This window comes from Herbaspirillum huttiense (assembly GCF_047300815.1).
GTDB lineage: Bacteria > Pseudomonadota > Gammaproteobacteria > Burkholderiales > Burkholderiaceae_D > Herbaspirillum > Herbaspirillum huttiense_A.
On record NZ_CP178609.1, the window covers coordinates 43175 to 56963 of the forward strand.

The 13789-nt window shown below is 54.4% G+C and carries 15 protein-coding genes; 2 read left to right on the forward strand and 13 right to left on the reverse strand.

The window, feature by feature from the left end; all coding sequences use genetic code 11:
• Positions 1-54 precede the first annotated feature (54 nt).
• From ACLRDN_RS25285 to ACLRDN_RS25295, 3 genes are all read right to left on the reverse strand, one after another.
• A complete protein-coding gene (locus ACLRDN_RS25285; RefSeq protein ID WP_413460619.1) occupies positions 55-411 on the reverse strand; it encodes a hypothetical protein in 357 nt (118 codons plus the stop codon).
• A 91-nt stretch (positions 412-502) separates the two neighbouring features.
• The gene (locus ACLRDN_RS25290; protein WP_413460620.1) at positions 503-1261 is read right to left on the reverse strand and encodes a transcriptional regulator; all 759 of its coding nucleotides are present in this window, start codon (positions 1259-1261) and stop codon (positions 503-505) included.
• A 103-nt stretch (positions 1262-1364) separates the two neighbouring features.
• A complete protein-coding gene (locus ACLRDN_RS25295; RefSeq protein WP_413460621.1) occupies positions 1365-1877 on the reverse strand; it encodes a DUF2726 domain-containing protein in 513 nt (170 codons plus the stop codon).
• Positions 1878-1970: 93 nt separating this feature from the next.
• On the opposite strand from ACLRDN_RS25295, the gene ACLRDN_RS25300 reads away from it, so the two are divergent.
• The gene (locus ACLRDN_RS25300) at positions 1971-2423 is read left to right on the forward strand and encodes a protein-disulfide reductase DsbD N-terminal domain-containing protein (RefSeq protein WP_413460622.1); all 453 of its coding nucleotides are present in this window, start codon (positions 1971-1973) and stop codon (positions 2421-2423) included.
• 12 nt (positions 2424-2435) lie between these two features.
• The gene (locus ACLRDN_RS25305) at positions 2436-2978 is read left to right on the forward strand and encodes a hypothetical protein (RefSeq protein WP_413460623.1); all 543 of its coding nucleotides are present in this window, start codon (positions 2436-2438) and stop codon (positions 2976-2978) included.
• Between the two features lie 430 nt (positions 2979-3408).
• Here ACLRDN_RS25305 and ACLRDN_RS25310 read toward each other — a convergent pair whose 3' ends face one another.
• The 10 genes from ACLRDN_RS25310 to ACLRDN_RS25355 form a co-directional block, all read right to left on the reverse strand.
• A complete protein-coding gene (locus ACLRDN_RS25310) occupies positions 3409-3714 on the reverse strand; it encodes a hypothetical protein (protein ID WP_413460624.1) in 306 nt (101 codons plus the stop codon).
• Positions 3715-3721: 7 nt separating this feature from the next.
• Positions 3722-4321, reverse strand: coding sequence for a hypothetical protein (locus tag ACLRDN_RS25315; RefSeq protein WP_413460625.1), 600 nt, complete (start codon positions 4319-4321; stop codon positions 3722-3724).
• Positions 4318-6309: a hypothetical protein gene (locus ACLRDN_RS25320; protein ID WP_413460626.1), complete on the reverse strand. Its 1992-nt coding sequence runs from the start codon at positions 6307-6309 to the stop codon at positions 4318-4320. Before ACLRDN_RS25320 ends, ACLRDN_RS25315 begins: the two co-directional genes overlap by 4 nt.
• A 378-nt stretch (positions 6310-6687) precedes the next feature.
• Positions 6688-6987, reverse strand: a complete 300-nt coding sequence (locus ACLRDN_RS25325) for a hypothetical protein (RefSeq protein ID WP_413460627.1) — start codon at positions 6985-6987, stop codon at positions 6688-6690.
• 9 nt (positions 6988-6996) lie between these two features.
• The gene (locus ACLRDN_RS25330) at positions 6997-7335 is read right to left on the reverse strand and encodes a hypothetical protein (protein WP_413460628.1); all 339 of its coding nucleotides are present in this window, start codon (positions 7333-7335) and stop codon (positions 6997-6999) included.
• A gap of 262 nt (positions 7336-7597) precedes the next feature.
• Entirely contained in the window at positions 7598-7786 is a 189-nt protein-coding gene (locus ACLRDN_RS25335) for an XRE family transcriptional regulator (RefSeq protein ID WP_413460629.1), read from the reverse strand.
• Positions 7787-7797: 11 nt separating this feature from the next.
• Positions 7798-11241 (reverse strand): hypothetical protein, encoded by a 3444-nt coding sequence (locus ACLRDN_RS25340; protein ID WP_413460630.1) that lies wholly within the window; start codon positions 11239-11241, stop codon positions 7798-7800.
• Positions 11242-11352: 111 nt separating this feature from the next.
• The gene (locus ACLRDN_RS25345; protein ID WP_413460631.1) at positions 11353-12090 is read right to left on the reverse strand and encodes a hypothetical protein; all 738 of its coding nucleotides are present in this window, start codon (positions 12088-12090) and stop codon (positions 11353-11355) included.
• A gap of 129 nt (positions 12091-12219) precedes the next feature.
• Positions 12220-13098 (reverse strand): DNA/RNA non-specific endonuclease, encoded by an 879-nt coding sequence (locus tag ACLRDN_RS25350; protein ID WP_413460632.1) that lies wholly within the window; start codon positions 13096-13098, stop codon positions 12220-12222.
• Between the two features lie 300 nt (positions 13099-13398).
• Positions 13399-13662, reverse strand: coding sequence for a hypothetical protein (locus ACLRDN_RS25355; protein WP_413460633.1), 264 nt, complete (start codon positions 13660-13662; stop codon positions 13399-13401).
• Positions 13663-13789 lie beyond the last annotated feature (127 nt).

A 13789-nucleotide genomic window follows, 5' to 3' on the forward strand; every position in this document is an offset into this window, starting at 1 on the left:
TCTTTGGCCACAAAGAAAAATGCCCACGTCGATACGACGTGGGCATTGCCGGACTTAATCATCTGAACCGCGGCCGGATGAGGCCAAGTAGGCGATTTGGCCAGGCGTGTTGCGACCAGACCATTCAAAGCCCATTCTGCGGACTTCCTTTCGAGCGGTGAGCTTGAGGTTCGACTCGTGGTGCTCCAGGTGCTTTTTCGTATGCCATTTCTCAACCTCCAGCAGCATTTCGATATCGCTTCGAGCAATGGCAAGATCACGCTTGAGCTTCTTCCTTCCAGCGATCTGACGCCCGATCAGCGCCGTGGTAGCTGCGACGGTACATGCAGTGAAGAAGGAAAAAACACCGCTGATAAGAGCGGCTTGCACGCCCGGGTCGTTCCACTGCACCGTGATGGTATCCAGAAACATATGACACTCCAAGTAGTTGATATACCCTCAGGAATGCACGACACCGACTTCTATTTTTGGAGCTCTGTCGTCTTTCGGAACCGAGGCTCTCCTACTCAGAGAACTCAAACCCGTGCAGCTTAGCTTGGGCAGCCATCTGTGCCGCGGACAGTTCCTTGTGATGATTGAATAAGCGGTAGAGGATCGCCCGGGCGGTTCGAGTATGAGTCGCCGCAATCTCTGCGATCTGCCTTCCGTCCCTGAACGCCTGGAGCAATCTGCCATCCTCCTCACTGCTCCATGGCTTGCCATGCGCCTCCAGGCCTGGCGTACTCGCTGCTGAGTGTTTGTCTTGCCTTACGGGATCAGGCACAAAGGTAGCCAGTAAACGCAGCACGGCATCCTTTCGGTCAGGTGCGGCGGCGTGGTAGTGAACACTACCAATCACCAAGAGCGGATCAATATCGAGCTCCAGGCCAAGGCGCCAAGCTATTTCGAGGGGCAGCACTTCCTTCCCAGTCCGCCAGAGCGAAAATCTGCTCGTAGAGACCTGAAGGTACTCTGCGAGCCCTGCATCGGCGACTAGCCCCTTAGCCGCCTTCAAACGATCAAGCCAATGGGTCTGCTCTTGGACAACAAAGTCCGGTAACGGACGATCGGCATTAAATTTCTTCCGATCTTGGCTCCTCTCGCGCTCCAACGGCACACCCTGGTAGGTCGCGAGGAGCGCCGCGCCAGATGCAGCGGAGAGCCGTACATTTTGGGTCAACTTAACCGAGCCATCCGAATTGGGACGGCCGTGTTCGTCCAAACCCGCCGCTAGGTTCATGAGGATACTGATGGCACGCTTCGAGTCTGCAGTGATGCTCATACTTACTGGCTCCAGAAAGCCGGCGTGTCGCCGGAACAGAATGACGCCCGGGGGCGCCCCACTGACCCAACGTTACTGCAGTTGGAGTTCACGAAAGGGTGGGTCAGAGCCCCAAATCGCGTTGAACCTCTTTGATACTCGGAATCTGGCGATAGCGAATCGCCTTCACACCTACCGTCTTCATCAGCTGGTCACGGCGAGCATCCTTCGCCCGCTGAGACCAACGACGATGGCTTGCGTCATCAAGCTCAATGAGTGCAACCACATTGAAATCTCGATCGCAAATCACAAAGTCGCCGCGGTTATGCGCGACCTTGTGACGCGCCTTATTCTTGTCCGTCAGAGCGAGCCCCTTCACCTTAATGAAAGCTCCAAAAACGACTTGGGGAGCAATGATCAGCTTCGTGCCAATAGCCTCCTGCAGCACCTTGTAGCACTTTTTCTCGTGCTCGGTCAGCAGTGGCATGCGCGAATAGTTTTTGGCTGAGTACTCGGAGGTGAATAAACGCCGGTAGGCAACATAGAAGACGATTCCAATCGCCAAATAAACTACCAGTTGTTGCCAAGTATCCAACTCCACCATTTGCTTGCCCTTCTTAAGAAGACGAATATTCATACCTGCCGTGTGGGGGTCAAGTAAGTATAATATGCAGGCCATACAGAATGCGTATTTTCAATACAACTTGTATCAATAATTATTGAAACGATCATGAAATCCAAGAATTTGTGGGCGGCACTCAGCATCTGGGTGCTAGTGCCCTTCGCTACTGCGGAACCCATGTCGGTAAAGCCGTCCAGCGTTCCATCAGCTGCACAAGCTGAGTTATTGCCGCCAGATGCTGCCTTTTCTGTGAAGGCCATGCCAGGTGCCGAGGGTGTCCATTTAGCTTTCCACGTGGCCGCCGGCTACTACCTCTATCAGCAACGCATCTCCGTTCAAATGGCTTCTGGCGGAGAGCAGCTTCAGCTCCGCTTCCCAGCTGCGCAAACCAAGTCTGATCGATTCTTCGGGGAGCAGAAGGTGTATGGCCAGGATTTCACCGTTGTCGCGCTCACAGCGGCATCAAAGCGCCCTGGCAAGGCTATAGTCCACTATCAGGGATGCGCTGGCAGCGTCGGCGTTTGTTACCCGCCTCAAACCGCAACTATCGAGCTTCGCTAAAGGAGACCAAGGATGCAAAAGATCAGAACCATGCTAATCCCTCATCGGGATGGCCAGCGGTTAGTGGTCATTGATGTGCCACAGATGGCGGCTGAGGCCGGCGACATAACTGAAGTGCTGCAGGTCCTTGAGCAGTTGACAGCAACAGCTGAGAGCACCGTGCAATTCCAAGGCTGCGTCGTTCTTGGCTATGGTTATGACCAGGATCCGCGTGAGATTTCCGCGATCCCTGCGGCTCGGACCTTCACACAGCAGTTACATCGCCATCAACCGGCGCTCTTCTTCATGCTGCACCCCTACACCTTGGCGGGGCTTATCGGCTGCTTCGAGGAGAGTCCGGAATCAGTCTTTATGGATGGGAAGTTCGCGGGCACGAAGCTCGATCTCAGAGTCGTATCTCGCGTATTCAACGAAGCAATTGTCGCAGCCAGCAGCCTAATGGAGAACAAGGGCGTCGGCGAGCAAGCCAAGAAGGAGGCGCTGCTGCGCATCCAAACCGTGCGCAACGACATGCTCACAGGCGTAAACGTTGCCAAGAAATACGCAATAATCTAGCCCCGCTTGATCACCCTCCGACGAAGTCGGAGTGCGTCATACAGCAACCACAAACCCATCGGCCCTACCAAAACAAGCAGCCCAAGTAGACCTGCAAAAACCTTGCCGAAGGGTTCATAGCGTACCTGGTCAGCCTTGTAGAGAATCGTGGACGGCGTAGTAGGGGTAATGAACCACTCTTCACCACTTTTCGAGACAATCCTGGTCTCCTCTGCTACGAACGTGCGGCTTACATCTCCAACCATACTGCAGCTATCGCCATTCGATGGCCACCCGGCCGGACAATACTTTTTAGACAAAGTGACCGTTGCGTTCTCATGAACCATCATGGTGGCCATAAGACGAAAGCTGGCCATGAGCGAGAAAACGGCCAACAGCAAGACTGCAAGTATGCTTCTCATGAATTTCTGGAAAGGCTATCTAGGGTTATTCAAGGTTTACAGAACTCGGGGTTAAGCAAATCAATTCCAAGCCCCTTGCATTTGATCCACGGCCCTGTGGGATGGGCATTGGTATCGGAATACTCGCCTAGGGCGGCCAAGGCTGCCGGGAATGACTCGTAACAATAGCGTCTGCCATAGCCACACATCCCGAGATCGACAACCAGCCCGTATGTCCAGCAATACTCCTGTAGACCGACAAGAACATCGCCAATCTTTTTAAGGTGTGTGTAGCCGTTGCGCTGCAACTCGGCGGCAAGAACCTGCTCCTGCACGTTATCAAGGAAATGTGACACGCTTGTCCTAAAGATCAACTCTGACCCACGGACCTGACGACTCCAGCTGCGCTCGGGCATCTAGCTCAGCCCGAATCCGCTTGAGCAGCTTCTCAAAACGCACCTGGCGTGCGGCCGGGTCGCTGAGTTCCTCTGGAGGCGGAGGATTCAGCTTGTCGAGGATATTCAACAGGTCACCTACCTGCTCTTCCAGATTGAGCGGCGCCGATGGTGTGGCAACAAGGTCCCGTATGGCCTCAATGAAACGCCTTTTCAGATCATCATGCTCTGAGACCTCCTTCGCCAGGGGCGCACGAAGCACTTCCAGAATCTGCATGCAATGCTCTCCAGCCGATCCCGGCAGAGCATCGTCAGCATACCGCCACCAGATCTTGCTGCGAGCGGCCCAGCCAGCGTAGCATTCGGTCCGGCCATCCACATCGACACTAACAGCCAGTCCCGTTGTCCCACTGTCGGAGTCCGGGAACAGCGTGCCCGCCTCGGGCTCAGACCACTCGATTAACTTCCCAAAGGCTTCCCCACGGCGGTACAGAATGGGCAGCCCCTCAGCTGGAATGTTACCGACATCGACCTCGATACCTTGCGCGACGGTGGAACTTTGGTTCATGGGGACTCCGTTTTCTTCAGAAAAATGGGGGTATTCTTACTGCGTGCTTCAGTATACATCTCTGCAAACGTCTCGGCCATTGACCGGGGTCGCGACTCTGGGATGGGGGCGCCGGTACGCATGAATTTCCCGCGGCGCCTGCACTCCATAGCCTCAAATTCGACCTGGCGCCATGCCGCCACGTTTTCTAATTGCCGGCCGGCGAGCTTCAACTGAGCCTCTATACGACAAGCGCTGAAGTAGACGCTGTCCAACTCACTTCGATTGCGTATGTTCCTGCTCAACACGGCGGTCATGGCAAGGATCAGAGCTACGCTACCGTCCGACATAGGTTGTTTCACCAAACCTTGGTATGCCAACAGTCCCGCGAGGAACTTGGATTGCGCCAAGTGATCCGCTTTTTGGGGGCATTGTGCGAGATACCCGTATCTACTGCCCGGATAGAAACCGTTCACGTACAGTGTCACGAAACCCAACGATAGGCTGGAAAATCGCTCCAGACCGGGGAGCGTACGCTTAGCCTCCTCTCCCAGACTCTCCATGTGGTGAACAGTTCGGCGCCGATCAGCCTCCAAATCGTCATCGACATCAGTCGAATCTGGGTATCGCAACGGTAGATCTAGGTTTATCTGTTCCTCTACAAATTGATTTAATTGGCTAGCACTGATCAAGTCCACAGCCTCGATCAGGCCACGGACGGTCTCTGGTGAAGCGAATCTCTCCACATTCCGTGCGTGCTGCGCCGCGAGCGCGGTTGTCACGTCCTCATACCATTCGCTACCAGCTGCAGCAAACGCTGGAGCGTCTGCCGTCCGCGCGTCCAAGCCTTCCGGCAGCTGTACGAAGCGGAACAACTCTTCGTGACTGATGACGTTCAGCTGGCTTTGCAGATCAAAAAGCTGGGTCGCCATGTATTCCTGGCCGTGTTCTCGGAACCGATGGTCGCTCTGTACGTAGAACCGACGGCCGTCTGTCACCAAAGTGATTGATCCAGGTAGTCTCTTATTACCGTCCATCAGCAAGGCGCCAGAAGAATGCGCCGCCGACCTCCGCTTCCATTCGAACGAGTCAAAAAGATAGACCTCAGCATTTGACTCCCAAGTGCCTGGAGGCGCTACGTCGGGAAGCACGGCATCGCCACAAAACAAATCTGAAAGGGCGTCAAAAATTGCCGTCCCGTTGACATCAAAGACCCTTGGCACCAGAGCGCCCAGCTTCTCCGCCACAATCACACGCCCTATCGGTTCCAGGCCAGCGTTAGCCAGCCATCTGATGCTCCACTGTGCCGACCCAGCTGCCAGGGGCACGTGACCGGCGGCTAGCGCCTCATTAAGAGGCAAGTAAGCCGCCGGCGCGAGCGAATTAACCATGAACGCTGTCTCGGGATCGGATGCGTGCGGCACGCGTCTGGCCCCGTCTAAGTCATCCAGGTAGTTCGCGGGCAGGATCTCGATCTGCTCGACCAGACGGTGCCAGAGGAAAACGGTACGATCAGGTGTGATAGCCCATTCGAATCCAGGGATACCCGCTTCCAGCAGAGCGGGGGTTTGGTTTGGCCACGGCTCCGCATACGCCGCGAAAGATCCGAACTCATCGAAGAAAATGCCTTGCTCTCGATACCGTCGATCACTTTCACGCTGAAGCTCTGTTCGCTGGACGTTGACCGAAAAGAGGTCAAGGTGCAGCTTCGGCACCAAGTCCCTCCCCTTCACGATGCTCATGCCGAAATGAACAAATAGCCGCCAGACTACGGCATGAACCGCGCGAAGCTCTGTGTAGTCACTTGCAAGGGAAAGAAACCTCGAAGGTACCTCGGCGGAGGCCTCTTTCTGCGCATCATGCAGATTCCGATAGCCAAGCAGTAACGCTAGTGCCTCTTGCGACTGCATCAGCGAGAGCGGATGCGGCTCCAAGAGCTTGCGAAGGGCCTTTGCAATTTTCGTGAATGTACCACGCTCAAAATCGGCGTGGAGCAGCGGGATACGCATATCAACTCCTTCCATAGCGCGGAATTAGTAGTGGCTGGTTCACGTAAGCGCTATGTAGGGTTGAGAGCGTCAGACGGGAAAGTGGATACTGCTTCTCGGGGCACGGCCTTTGCCAACACCAGCGGCGCGATTGAGATAACCGTGCTCAGATTCTAACGGCAGCGAGAGCCCAGGGTCAACAAGCAAGAACGTGGGCAGCCCCGTGTATCGCAGCTCAACCGACTACGAACAACCCAACGAAAGAATAGAGCCTTTATCATCCTGAAAAAATGAGAACAGCTGGGACAAAAATAAACTGGCCACCGATCAACGGTGGCCAGTTTATTTGGACAAATCTGAAGAACGAAGAACGTAAGCGCTGTCGGCCATACTAGCGAATCAGCTGTCAGCCTTGTCGTCCTGCGAAATAACGGATCGACCGGTGAAGATGCATTCGAGCTTTTCGTTCAAATAGTCAACTTGGTGAGCTGCTAAAGGGAGGTGAATGCCAGTATGCGTATTGCATTGCGAGAAGTCGATGCCGCGAAGGTGGGCAGCCTGGCAAGCCGATATGTACTCAGTCATCAAGCCGGCAAACTCAATAAAAGGATGATTCCCGATTCCGATAGCAGCCCTGTAAAATGCGCCAGCCGCTTGTCTCATCGATTCAATTGCTATTACTCGTTCCTCGTCTGTCATCGTGCTTACCTATCCTTGAGTTTGTGAGCGGGCAGCAATGATCTCGTCAACTGCTCGTCGCAGAGGATTAACTCCCGCTGCACGTTCACGGCGGAACTGGTGAGCCAGATTCCACGCTGCATCGGTGAAGGTCACCCAATACGTCTTACCTGCTGCCCTTTTCAGTAGATCAGACGGAACACGGCCGAAATCGATCACCCCCCCGTCCTTGAAACGCTTCAATGCAACCAGGTCCTCTCCGTTCAAGCGGACACTTTCCAGCAGCCCTGAGGCGTTCACCACGCATTCCTCCGCATAAAGAAGGACGGCCTTTTCGTCACGGGAGAGATTTTCAAGAGAAATATCCATTGCATGTCCTATCGATCATAACGTCTTGGGTCCAAGCGAAGCCGGTGGAGGTCACATCAAATAGCGCCAGGCCGCAGCTAGGGCGCAGCCAACGACAACCCACACCAGCCGACCTCGACTTCTCAAACGCCCTTGGTTTTCGCGCCTGAACCCTTGCGGGTTGTACATGGCACGCGTGATCTTCTCCCGCCCGCCACTCTTATCCAACAAGAAATCTTTATCGTTCTTCGCCATAGCCAGGTATTCGACTCCTCGGTCGACACTACACCAAGATTTCCTGCCCAGTTTTCAATTTAAAGAGCTCCCATAAACCACAGTGCATCTTCGCCTTGCCGGCTTCCCAGTCTTGCCAGGTCCTTTTGGTCGAATAGATCAGATCCGCCGCCCGCTCTTGGCTCAAGCCTGCCTTGAGCCTCGATTCTTTAATTTCATATGGTGACGGTGCTTCCATGCCCTTTTCCTTTATTGTGGTACTACATACCAGCGATCAACGCCGGCTGGTGGTTGCGGAGCCTCAGGGAGATCCTTCGAACTGACCAAGCGATAAGGGTAGCCCGAAAACGCAGATCGACCATATTGAATAGCCTCCAAAGCAAACTCCCGCGTCGCATGGGTCGTCGATGAGAAACTATAGCCAACAGCCTCCGGCCGCCCCGATCGCGCTAGCGTCTCCGCCTTGAATCTCTCTTCTTTGGATTCGCCCTCAGGGAAAAGATCAAACCAGCGGGCAAACGGAATTGTATCCCCGTCGCTGCCACCAATGCTTATAACGTGGACGGATCCAACGACCGTAGGGGAGTAGTTGTCAGGGAGGTGGATGTCCAAGAGCTCGTCAACAAGCAACCTTCCTTCTGCATCTGCGATTCCATCTGCTAGCCAAATCACCTTCTCCTTGCCCATCGCCTTCCATTCGGAAAATACCTCCCCAACAAATGGTCTGTGCGACTTTCTTTCATGCAGGCGCTGCAGCTGGACCTTTTCGCAGAAATCATACTGCTCCAAGTCCGCCTGCAGCGAGAGAGGTGCAACCATCAGTTCCCACGGCATAATATTCTGAGCGGCTGCGCGGAAAGAGCTCCGTGCCGTTGACTTACTCGCGTAAGGCCGGACATATTGTTCCCGCAATTCGTCACGATGAGCCTCACTTGGAGCGCACTGATACAGCACACCTGCACTGTCAAACGCGCCAACACATAGAAATGATACGCGCTTCAAGGTCGGGACATACGCGACACCGATGGGAATAAGCAAACCCAGATCTCGCACATAGTTCGACGTGCGATTCAGCTTCTCCCTCAAATTCATCCAATGATGAACCTGTGTGTTGAAGTCGCGCACAGACATCACGCCACGAAACAACTTAAGCCGCTCAACTGCTCGGTCTGGTGTCGCGAAGATTCGCTGCTTCTCCTGAAACGAGGTAAACATGGATTTCCGTTTTGCCCACTCTTCAGCCGCTGGCCATTGATGGAGAGTGGTCTCCGAAACCACCGATTCCGGAAGACTTGCCCAGCGACGTGACCGCTCGGTATATTTTCCCTTTCCTTTGATAAGAGAAATCCTATGCACCCATACATGCGGTTCAATGCGATTGTCCATCTCGGCGTCGAGAGGAGCAGCGTAAACGATCATCTGGGCGCCACCAGATAAAACCAAGCGCAAAGGCTCGTAGCCGAGGCCCCTCACGAATGCCGCCACTTCATCTGCCCTCCGAGCTCCCTCTCCGCTCAAGAAGAACATCTGGTCAAGAAGCGACTTCCAGGCCTCGGGTGCACATCCGTCTTGCCACCGCGGCAGCTCCTTGCCGCGATGAGCCGCACGCCAGGCTATTACCGCCTGCTGTACGATCTGATCGGCAATAGCGCCACTAGCCACATTGCCTACCTCAAGGGCCATCTTGAGCCGCTGACGCGTATCACGCTCTTGAGCGGATTCCTCTCTCAAGAACAGCAGGGCCTGCTTGAAAAAGCGAATGTAAGTTAGGTGATCCACACGCGCCTCACGATTGTGAATGTAAAACTGGACCTCCTCTTCGGTCACGGCGTCCATACACAGATACGCGTATTGCCCGTTCTCCCACGCACCACGTCTAAACTGCGACAAGGTCACTTTACAGTTACGAATTTTTCCATCCCGTCGGTGCGAATAGACGTGCACCACGGGCAGGTCGACGCAAACATCATCGCCATTTTTGTACGCCACGGCTACATCCGAGGGTTCATGTGCAACGTAGCGGGTCGAGAACCCGCGTCCATAACCGTGGTCAAGTTTGCACGCGAATGGGGCTGTATCAGGATTCAGAAGCGCTTCCCACCTGCAGAGGACCCTAGATCCCGACCGTAAATATTGGTTCTTTCCATCAAGCCAGTCATGCACGCTGATTCGCCCTTCGCCCGGCAAAAGATTCTCTCCGTCATCGTCATGCAGGAATCGACAGTAGCGCTGCTGAAAGTCCATAGAGACGAAACTCAACGAAGATTCCCCGTCATAGAAATCACCGAAGAGTTTAAGGCGATGATCGAGGCCACAGGCAAGTATCAGAAATCGCTTGTAATGCAACGCGAAGTTCTCGTGACGCTCGTAATGCTCAGAGAAGGCGACATCATCGAAGGATACGGTTTGCATATCTACGCCTCTGAAAATGCCCTCCTGATCAGATTTCGAAGGAAATAACCGGGCGCTGCCAAGATGACTTTCCACCGGTGAGACAACACAATGAATGTTATCTCCGTCCCGGATCAGGAGGAAAGTATCACTGTTGGCCTTATTCTTCGCCGCGTTCTCATAGGCATTGCCGTAGTTTACTTTGCGCCGCGTCACCGCCATCACGAGCATGCAGCGTGGTGTGGGAAAAATCTGGTGCACCAGGCCCGGGTTATCACAAAGGGCCTGGAAGAACAGATCTTTCTTCGAGAAATCGAACCAATCGTCCAGGTCAAGGAAAACTGCGGCCTCCTCATCCATGTAGAGCTTCTTCTGCACCAAAGTGAGCGGAACCTCCCTTCCGGCAGATTCGCCAGCTTTCACCGTCTCCACAGAGACTCCCTTCCCCACATACAGATCCAAGGACTCGATTCCTGAAAGCAGTTTGCTCACGTAGGTCCGTACATCCTCTGTATGAGCCAGGGCCGCGGCAGCGTGCTCTTGATAGTATGGGGTGAGTGCGGCAATCGTTGCCGCAATCTGACCAGTCTTCTCCTGAATCCACTTCGCCTTGATTGTAGCAATCTTGTGCTCCCGGCTGGCAGCGAGCTTCATACCTTCGATACGCTCCTCTGTGATACCCCCTTTCAACGCGTTCGCCATAGCACCGGTGGCCATCGTAACGGCCTCTGGATCTACCTCGCCTGATAGCGAAGCTACGCTTGTAGCTTCATCGGACGAAGATGCGAAACTGAGCAAGGGTCTGGCATCGGCGGTATCGACACCTGCCACATCCTTGGATTCCTTCGCGAATCCATTCTCGATAACCACAGCCATCAAATCCGGATCATTTTGGGTATTTACCAGCTCCGCCTGGAGCTCAGTGATGCGAGCTTGAACGGCAGCAATCTCCGCCTCACGGATCTTCTGATGATCTGGCTCAAACTGGAATTTCTCCAGAAAGTCACTCGTTAAGAAGCGATGCTCATCGTATTTGAAGGACTCCGTTCTTGTTGCTCCCGGCTCGTCGTCACATGGAATTTCGAGATTCACCCATTTGCCGAACTTGCTCGGATGCGGCCGGAGAATGATGGTATGCGGGCTGTTTTCGATCCACTTGATCGACTCAATCAGCAAAACGGTCCCGGCATCAATTCCTTGATGCGGAATATCTTCGAGAGAGCGCCAATAATGACCAGCCTGCAGAGACTGGAATCGAGCTACTGCTTCGGTGTCCGAATATGCTTTAACGATGTCGTTCATTGGAGCGGTCTCCGCGTAGTTTCGTGGAAATGATGATGGCACGGAATCCGTGCCATGGCAATGGGTGGTCTTGCGGAATCTTTCTGCAGGAACGAGGGAAACAGGTATCCCTCAGAAGTCCGGAAGGTTGACGAATTCTTTCCGCGTCATCTTGTAAAATTTAATCACGGCATGGACCTCAGACAGGTCGTCACCGCAGAGGGCAACGAGAGCATGATGAATATCATGAGGCTCAACAGCCATCGACTCTTCCCCTACGCTAACCCGTGCGACATCAATTAGCTTTGGGGGGCACTTTGATGCCCGCACCGCCCTGCTTAGGGCAATAGGCGAGGAACTCACGACCGCACCCGCATCCTGGGGCAGCTGAAGCTGCTTTCCAGTTGCAACAGCCAGAGCAATCCGCATGCTCTCGACTTGACGGTTCGCGTTACCCAGATGTCGCCGAAGTTCCTTCTGCAGCTCATGGGCTCGCTCGGCATCTCCAACCCGGGAAAGCAATCTGCCGAGTAGTTGCCACTCGTGGAAGATGTTGGCCTCGTGTTTCCAATCGTCCGTCGCCGAACAATGTTCGGTAGCCCGGCCAGCGACAACTCGCAGTCGATATCGCTCGTCTAATTCAATAAGCCCCCAGCGCTTGGGCAGCTCCCCTATCTTGATGAGGCCTTCGGGAGCCAGATAGTATCGATAGGTACCCATACCAGCTATGGCTTGTCGATGTGGCTTCTTACCGTCAGCCAGAAAGTCCGCACGCGACGTCTTGCACTCGATCAGTACAGAATGGCACTCGCCGGAAACCAGGCGGAAACCGATCGCATCCGCAGCCTCCCCCCTGGTTTGCACTTTCACTTCCCGAAACGCTATCTGGCATGCAGGCCCACCTGCGCTAGCTGATCGTTTCAGCCACGCATGAGCAAGAGAACATAGCTCAGCGTGAGTGGGGGCCTTTGCTTGCCGTAACTTACCCATTGCTTGCTGTCACCGCAAAGAACCGGTCACGGATAGGCCATCGAGAACACGCCAGCCGGTTCGGGCGACGAAGGTAGCATAGTCCACGGGGCGCTCGACTGACGACGCCGCGTTCGGCAAGATGTACGCCCACGACCGGCCAGATGCCTCGTCGTAGACTAATTTAAACAGATGGCTCGGGACCCACACACTACGCCCGATTGTGACGTTACCGTTTGCATGATCGCCCAAAAACAGCGGCCCCGTGTAGACAAAAACATTGCCACGTGCTCGAAGCACAAATTTGCGCACGTCGGATTCTACTGTGTTCCAGGGCCCACGATTATTATTTGAGTCCTGAGCGACCATATTGCTGAGCGCGAATGACTGCGCCATTGCACGCTCGGAGCCGGCATCCCCTGCCGGAGCTTGATGCCCACGATCTATGCCTGATTGATCTTTGAAGTCCGCAAGTTCGGCTCGGCTGGAAGCAGGAATACGAGGATCAGGGAAAAATGCGTTGGTACGCTCTTGCTGTCTGGCTTGTCGCAACTGCACAGATGTCAGACGCTCAACCACGATCAGCGGCGTCTTGCTTGTTTGAGAATAAAGCACCGCGAACTGGTCCGAGCACAAGCTCAGTGGCCTTAACTTTCCCGGAACGATACCAGGATCCAACGGCCTAGAACCTGGGAACAGATCCACGCAGCTGGAAAAGCCTGGCTGCTGCTGGCGAGGGCTATATAGAGCTAGCGCCTCATCCCTGTGCAGCGACTTGGGTCGATATTCTGTCTTGGCCCGGCTCGGCTCATGTTCAAGCAGGTACGTGAACAGCCCACGTGCATCCGCTGTAGTGCAAGAAAGTATAGCGGCGTACAGCAGGCCGGCAATCAGTCGATGAATTCGCATGTTCGATAATTGGTTAGGGCTGGCCAACTACCCGACTGACCTTTTCCTTGCAGGTCGGACAGATGAAGTCCTGTCGTCGTTCATACCGAACAATACGCCTGCCCCGGCGAACGCGGAGCGTGACTTCACTTCCAGGAATCGGCGTCAGCCGATGCTTATTACACATAGCCTGCTCCCTTCTTGATGGCGATCTACTGCCGATAGCACTGCACGTTCGACAATCCGGTGTTGCGCTCTTTCAAATGTTCGTCGCCACCGACATTACATGTTTTCCCACAAAGGGTAATGCCCTCTTCTGCTTCAGCCGAGCCATTTACGAGCACGCATGCGCACCACGAGGAACATTACGCCGGCGCACGCCATCCCAGCAATCGCACCCATCGCACCCCAGTAGCCGGCATCGATTTTCGCGACGAACTCCGGCAGGGCCATATTGAAAAATGTAGCCATTGGAGGCAAGACATGAAGAAATCCGTATGCGGCCACCATCGCGGCGACGCTGAACCCACCGCCGCCGATCAGTAAGCCGGCGCACAGGGGCAAAAGCTTGTTTCCGATACTCATGAAATATTCCTATGAAATTCGCGAATGCCCTGAGAAACAGCATCCTCATTAAACCGGGGCGCTGCTTGCCCTGGCTCATCAGGCGTAAGATAATAACACGTATCAATAATGCGCTGAAAATGCTATT

Excerpts from the sequence above, each read along its gene's own strand:
- ACLRDN_RS25305 (WP_413460623.1), top strand. The coding sequence starts at position 2,436 with ATGCAAAAGATCAGAACCATGCTAATCCCTCATCGGGATGGCCAGCGG.
- ACLRDN_RS25300 (WP_413460622.1), top strand. The coding sequence starts at position 1,971 with ATGAAATCCAAGAATTTGTGGGCGGCACTCAGCATCTGGGTGCTAGTG.
- ACLRDN_RS25335 (WP_413460629.1), bottom strand. The coding sequence starts at position 7,786 with ATGGAAGCACCGTCACCATATGAAATTAAAGAATCGAGGCTCAAGGCA.
- ACLRDN_RS25295 (WP_413460621.1), bottom strand. The coding sequence starts at position 1,877 with ATGAATATTCGTCTTCTTAAGAAGGGCAAGCAAATGGTGGAGTTGGAT.
- ACLRDN_RS25320 (WP_413460626.1), bottom strand. The coding sequence starts at position 6,309 with ATGCGTATCCCGCTGCTCCACGCCGATTTTGAGCGTGGTACATTCACG.
- ACLRDN_RS25350 (WP_413460632.1), bottom strand. The coding sequence starts at position 13,098 with ATGCGAATTCATCGACTGATTGCCGGCCTGCTGTACGCCGCTATACTT.
- ACLRDN_RS25340 (WP_413460630.1), bottom strand. The coding sequence starts at position 11,241 with ATGAACGACATCGTTAAAGCATATTCGGACACCGAAGCAGTAGCTCGA.
- ACLRDN_RS25285 (WP_413460619.1), bottom strand. The coding sequence starts at position 411 with ATGTTTCTGGATACCATCACGGTGCAGTGGAACGACCCGGGCGTGCAA.
- ACLRDN_RS25315 (WP_413460625.1), bottom strand. The coding sequence starts at position 4,321 with ATGAACCAAAGTTCCACCGTCGCGCAAGGTATCGAGGTCGATGTCGGT.
- ACLRDN_RS25355 (WP_413460633.1), bottom strand. The coding sequence starts at position 13,662 with ATGAGTATCGGAAACAAGCTTTTGCCCCTGTGCGCCGGCTTACTGATC.
- ACLRDN_RS25325 (WP_413460627.1), bottom strand. The coding sequence starts at position 6,987 with ATGACAGACGAGGAACGAGTAATAGCAATTGAATCGATGAGACAAGCG.
- ACLRDN_RS25330 (WP_413460628.1), bottom strand. The coding sequence starts at position 7,335 with ATGGATATTTCTCTTGAAAATCTCTCCCGTGACGAAAAGGCCGTCCTT.
- ACLRDN_RS25290 (WP_413460620.1), bottom strand. The coding sequence starts at position 1,261 with ATGAGCATCACTGCAGACTCGAAGCGTGCCATCAGTATCCTCATGAAC.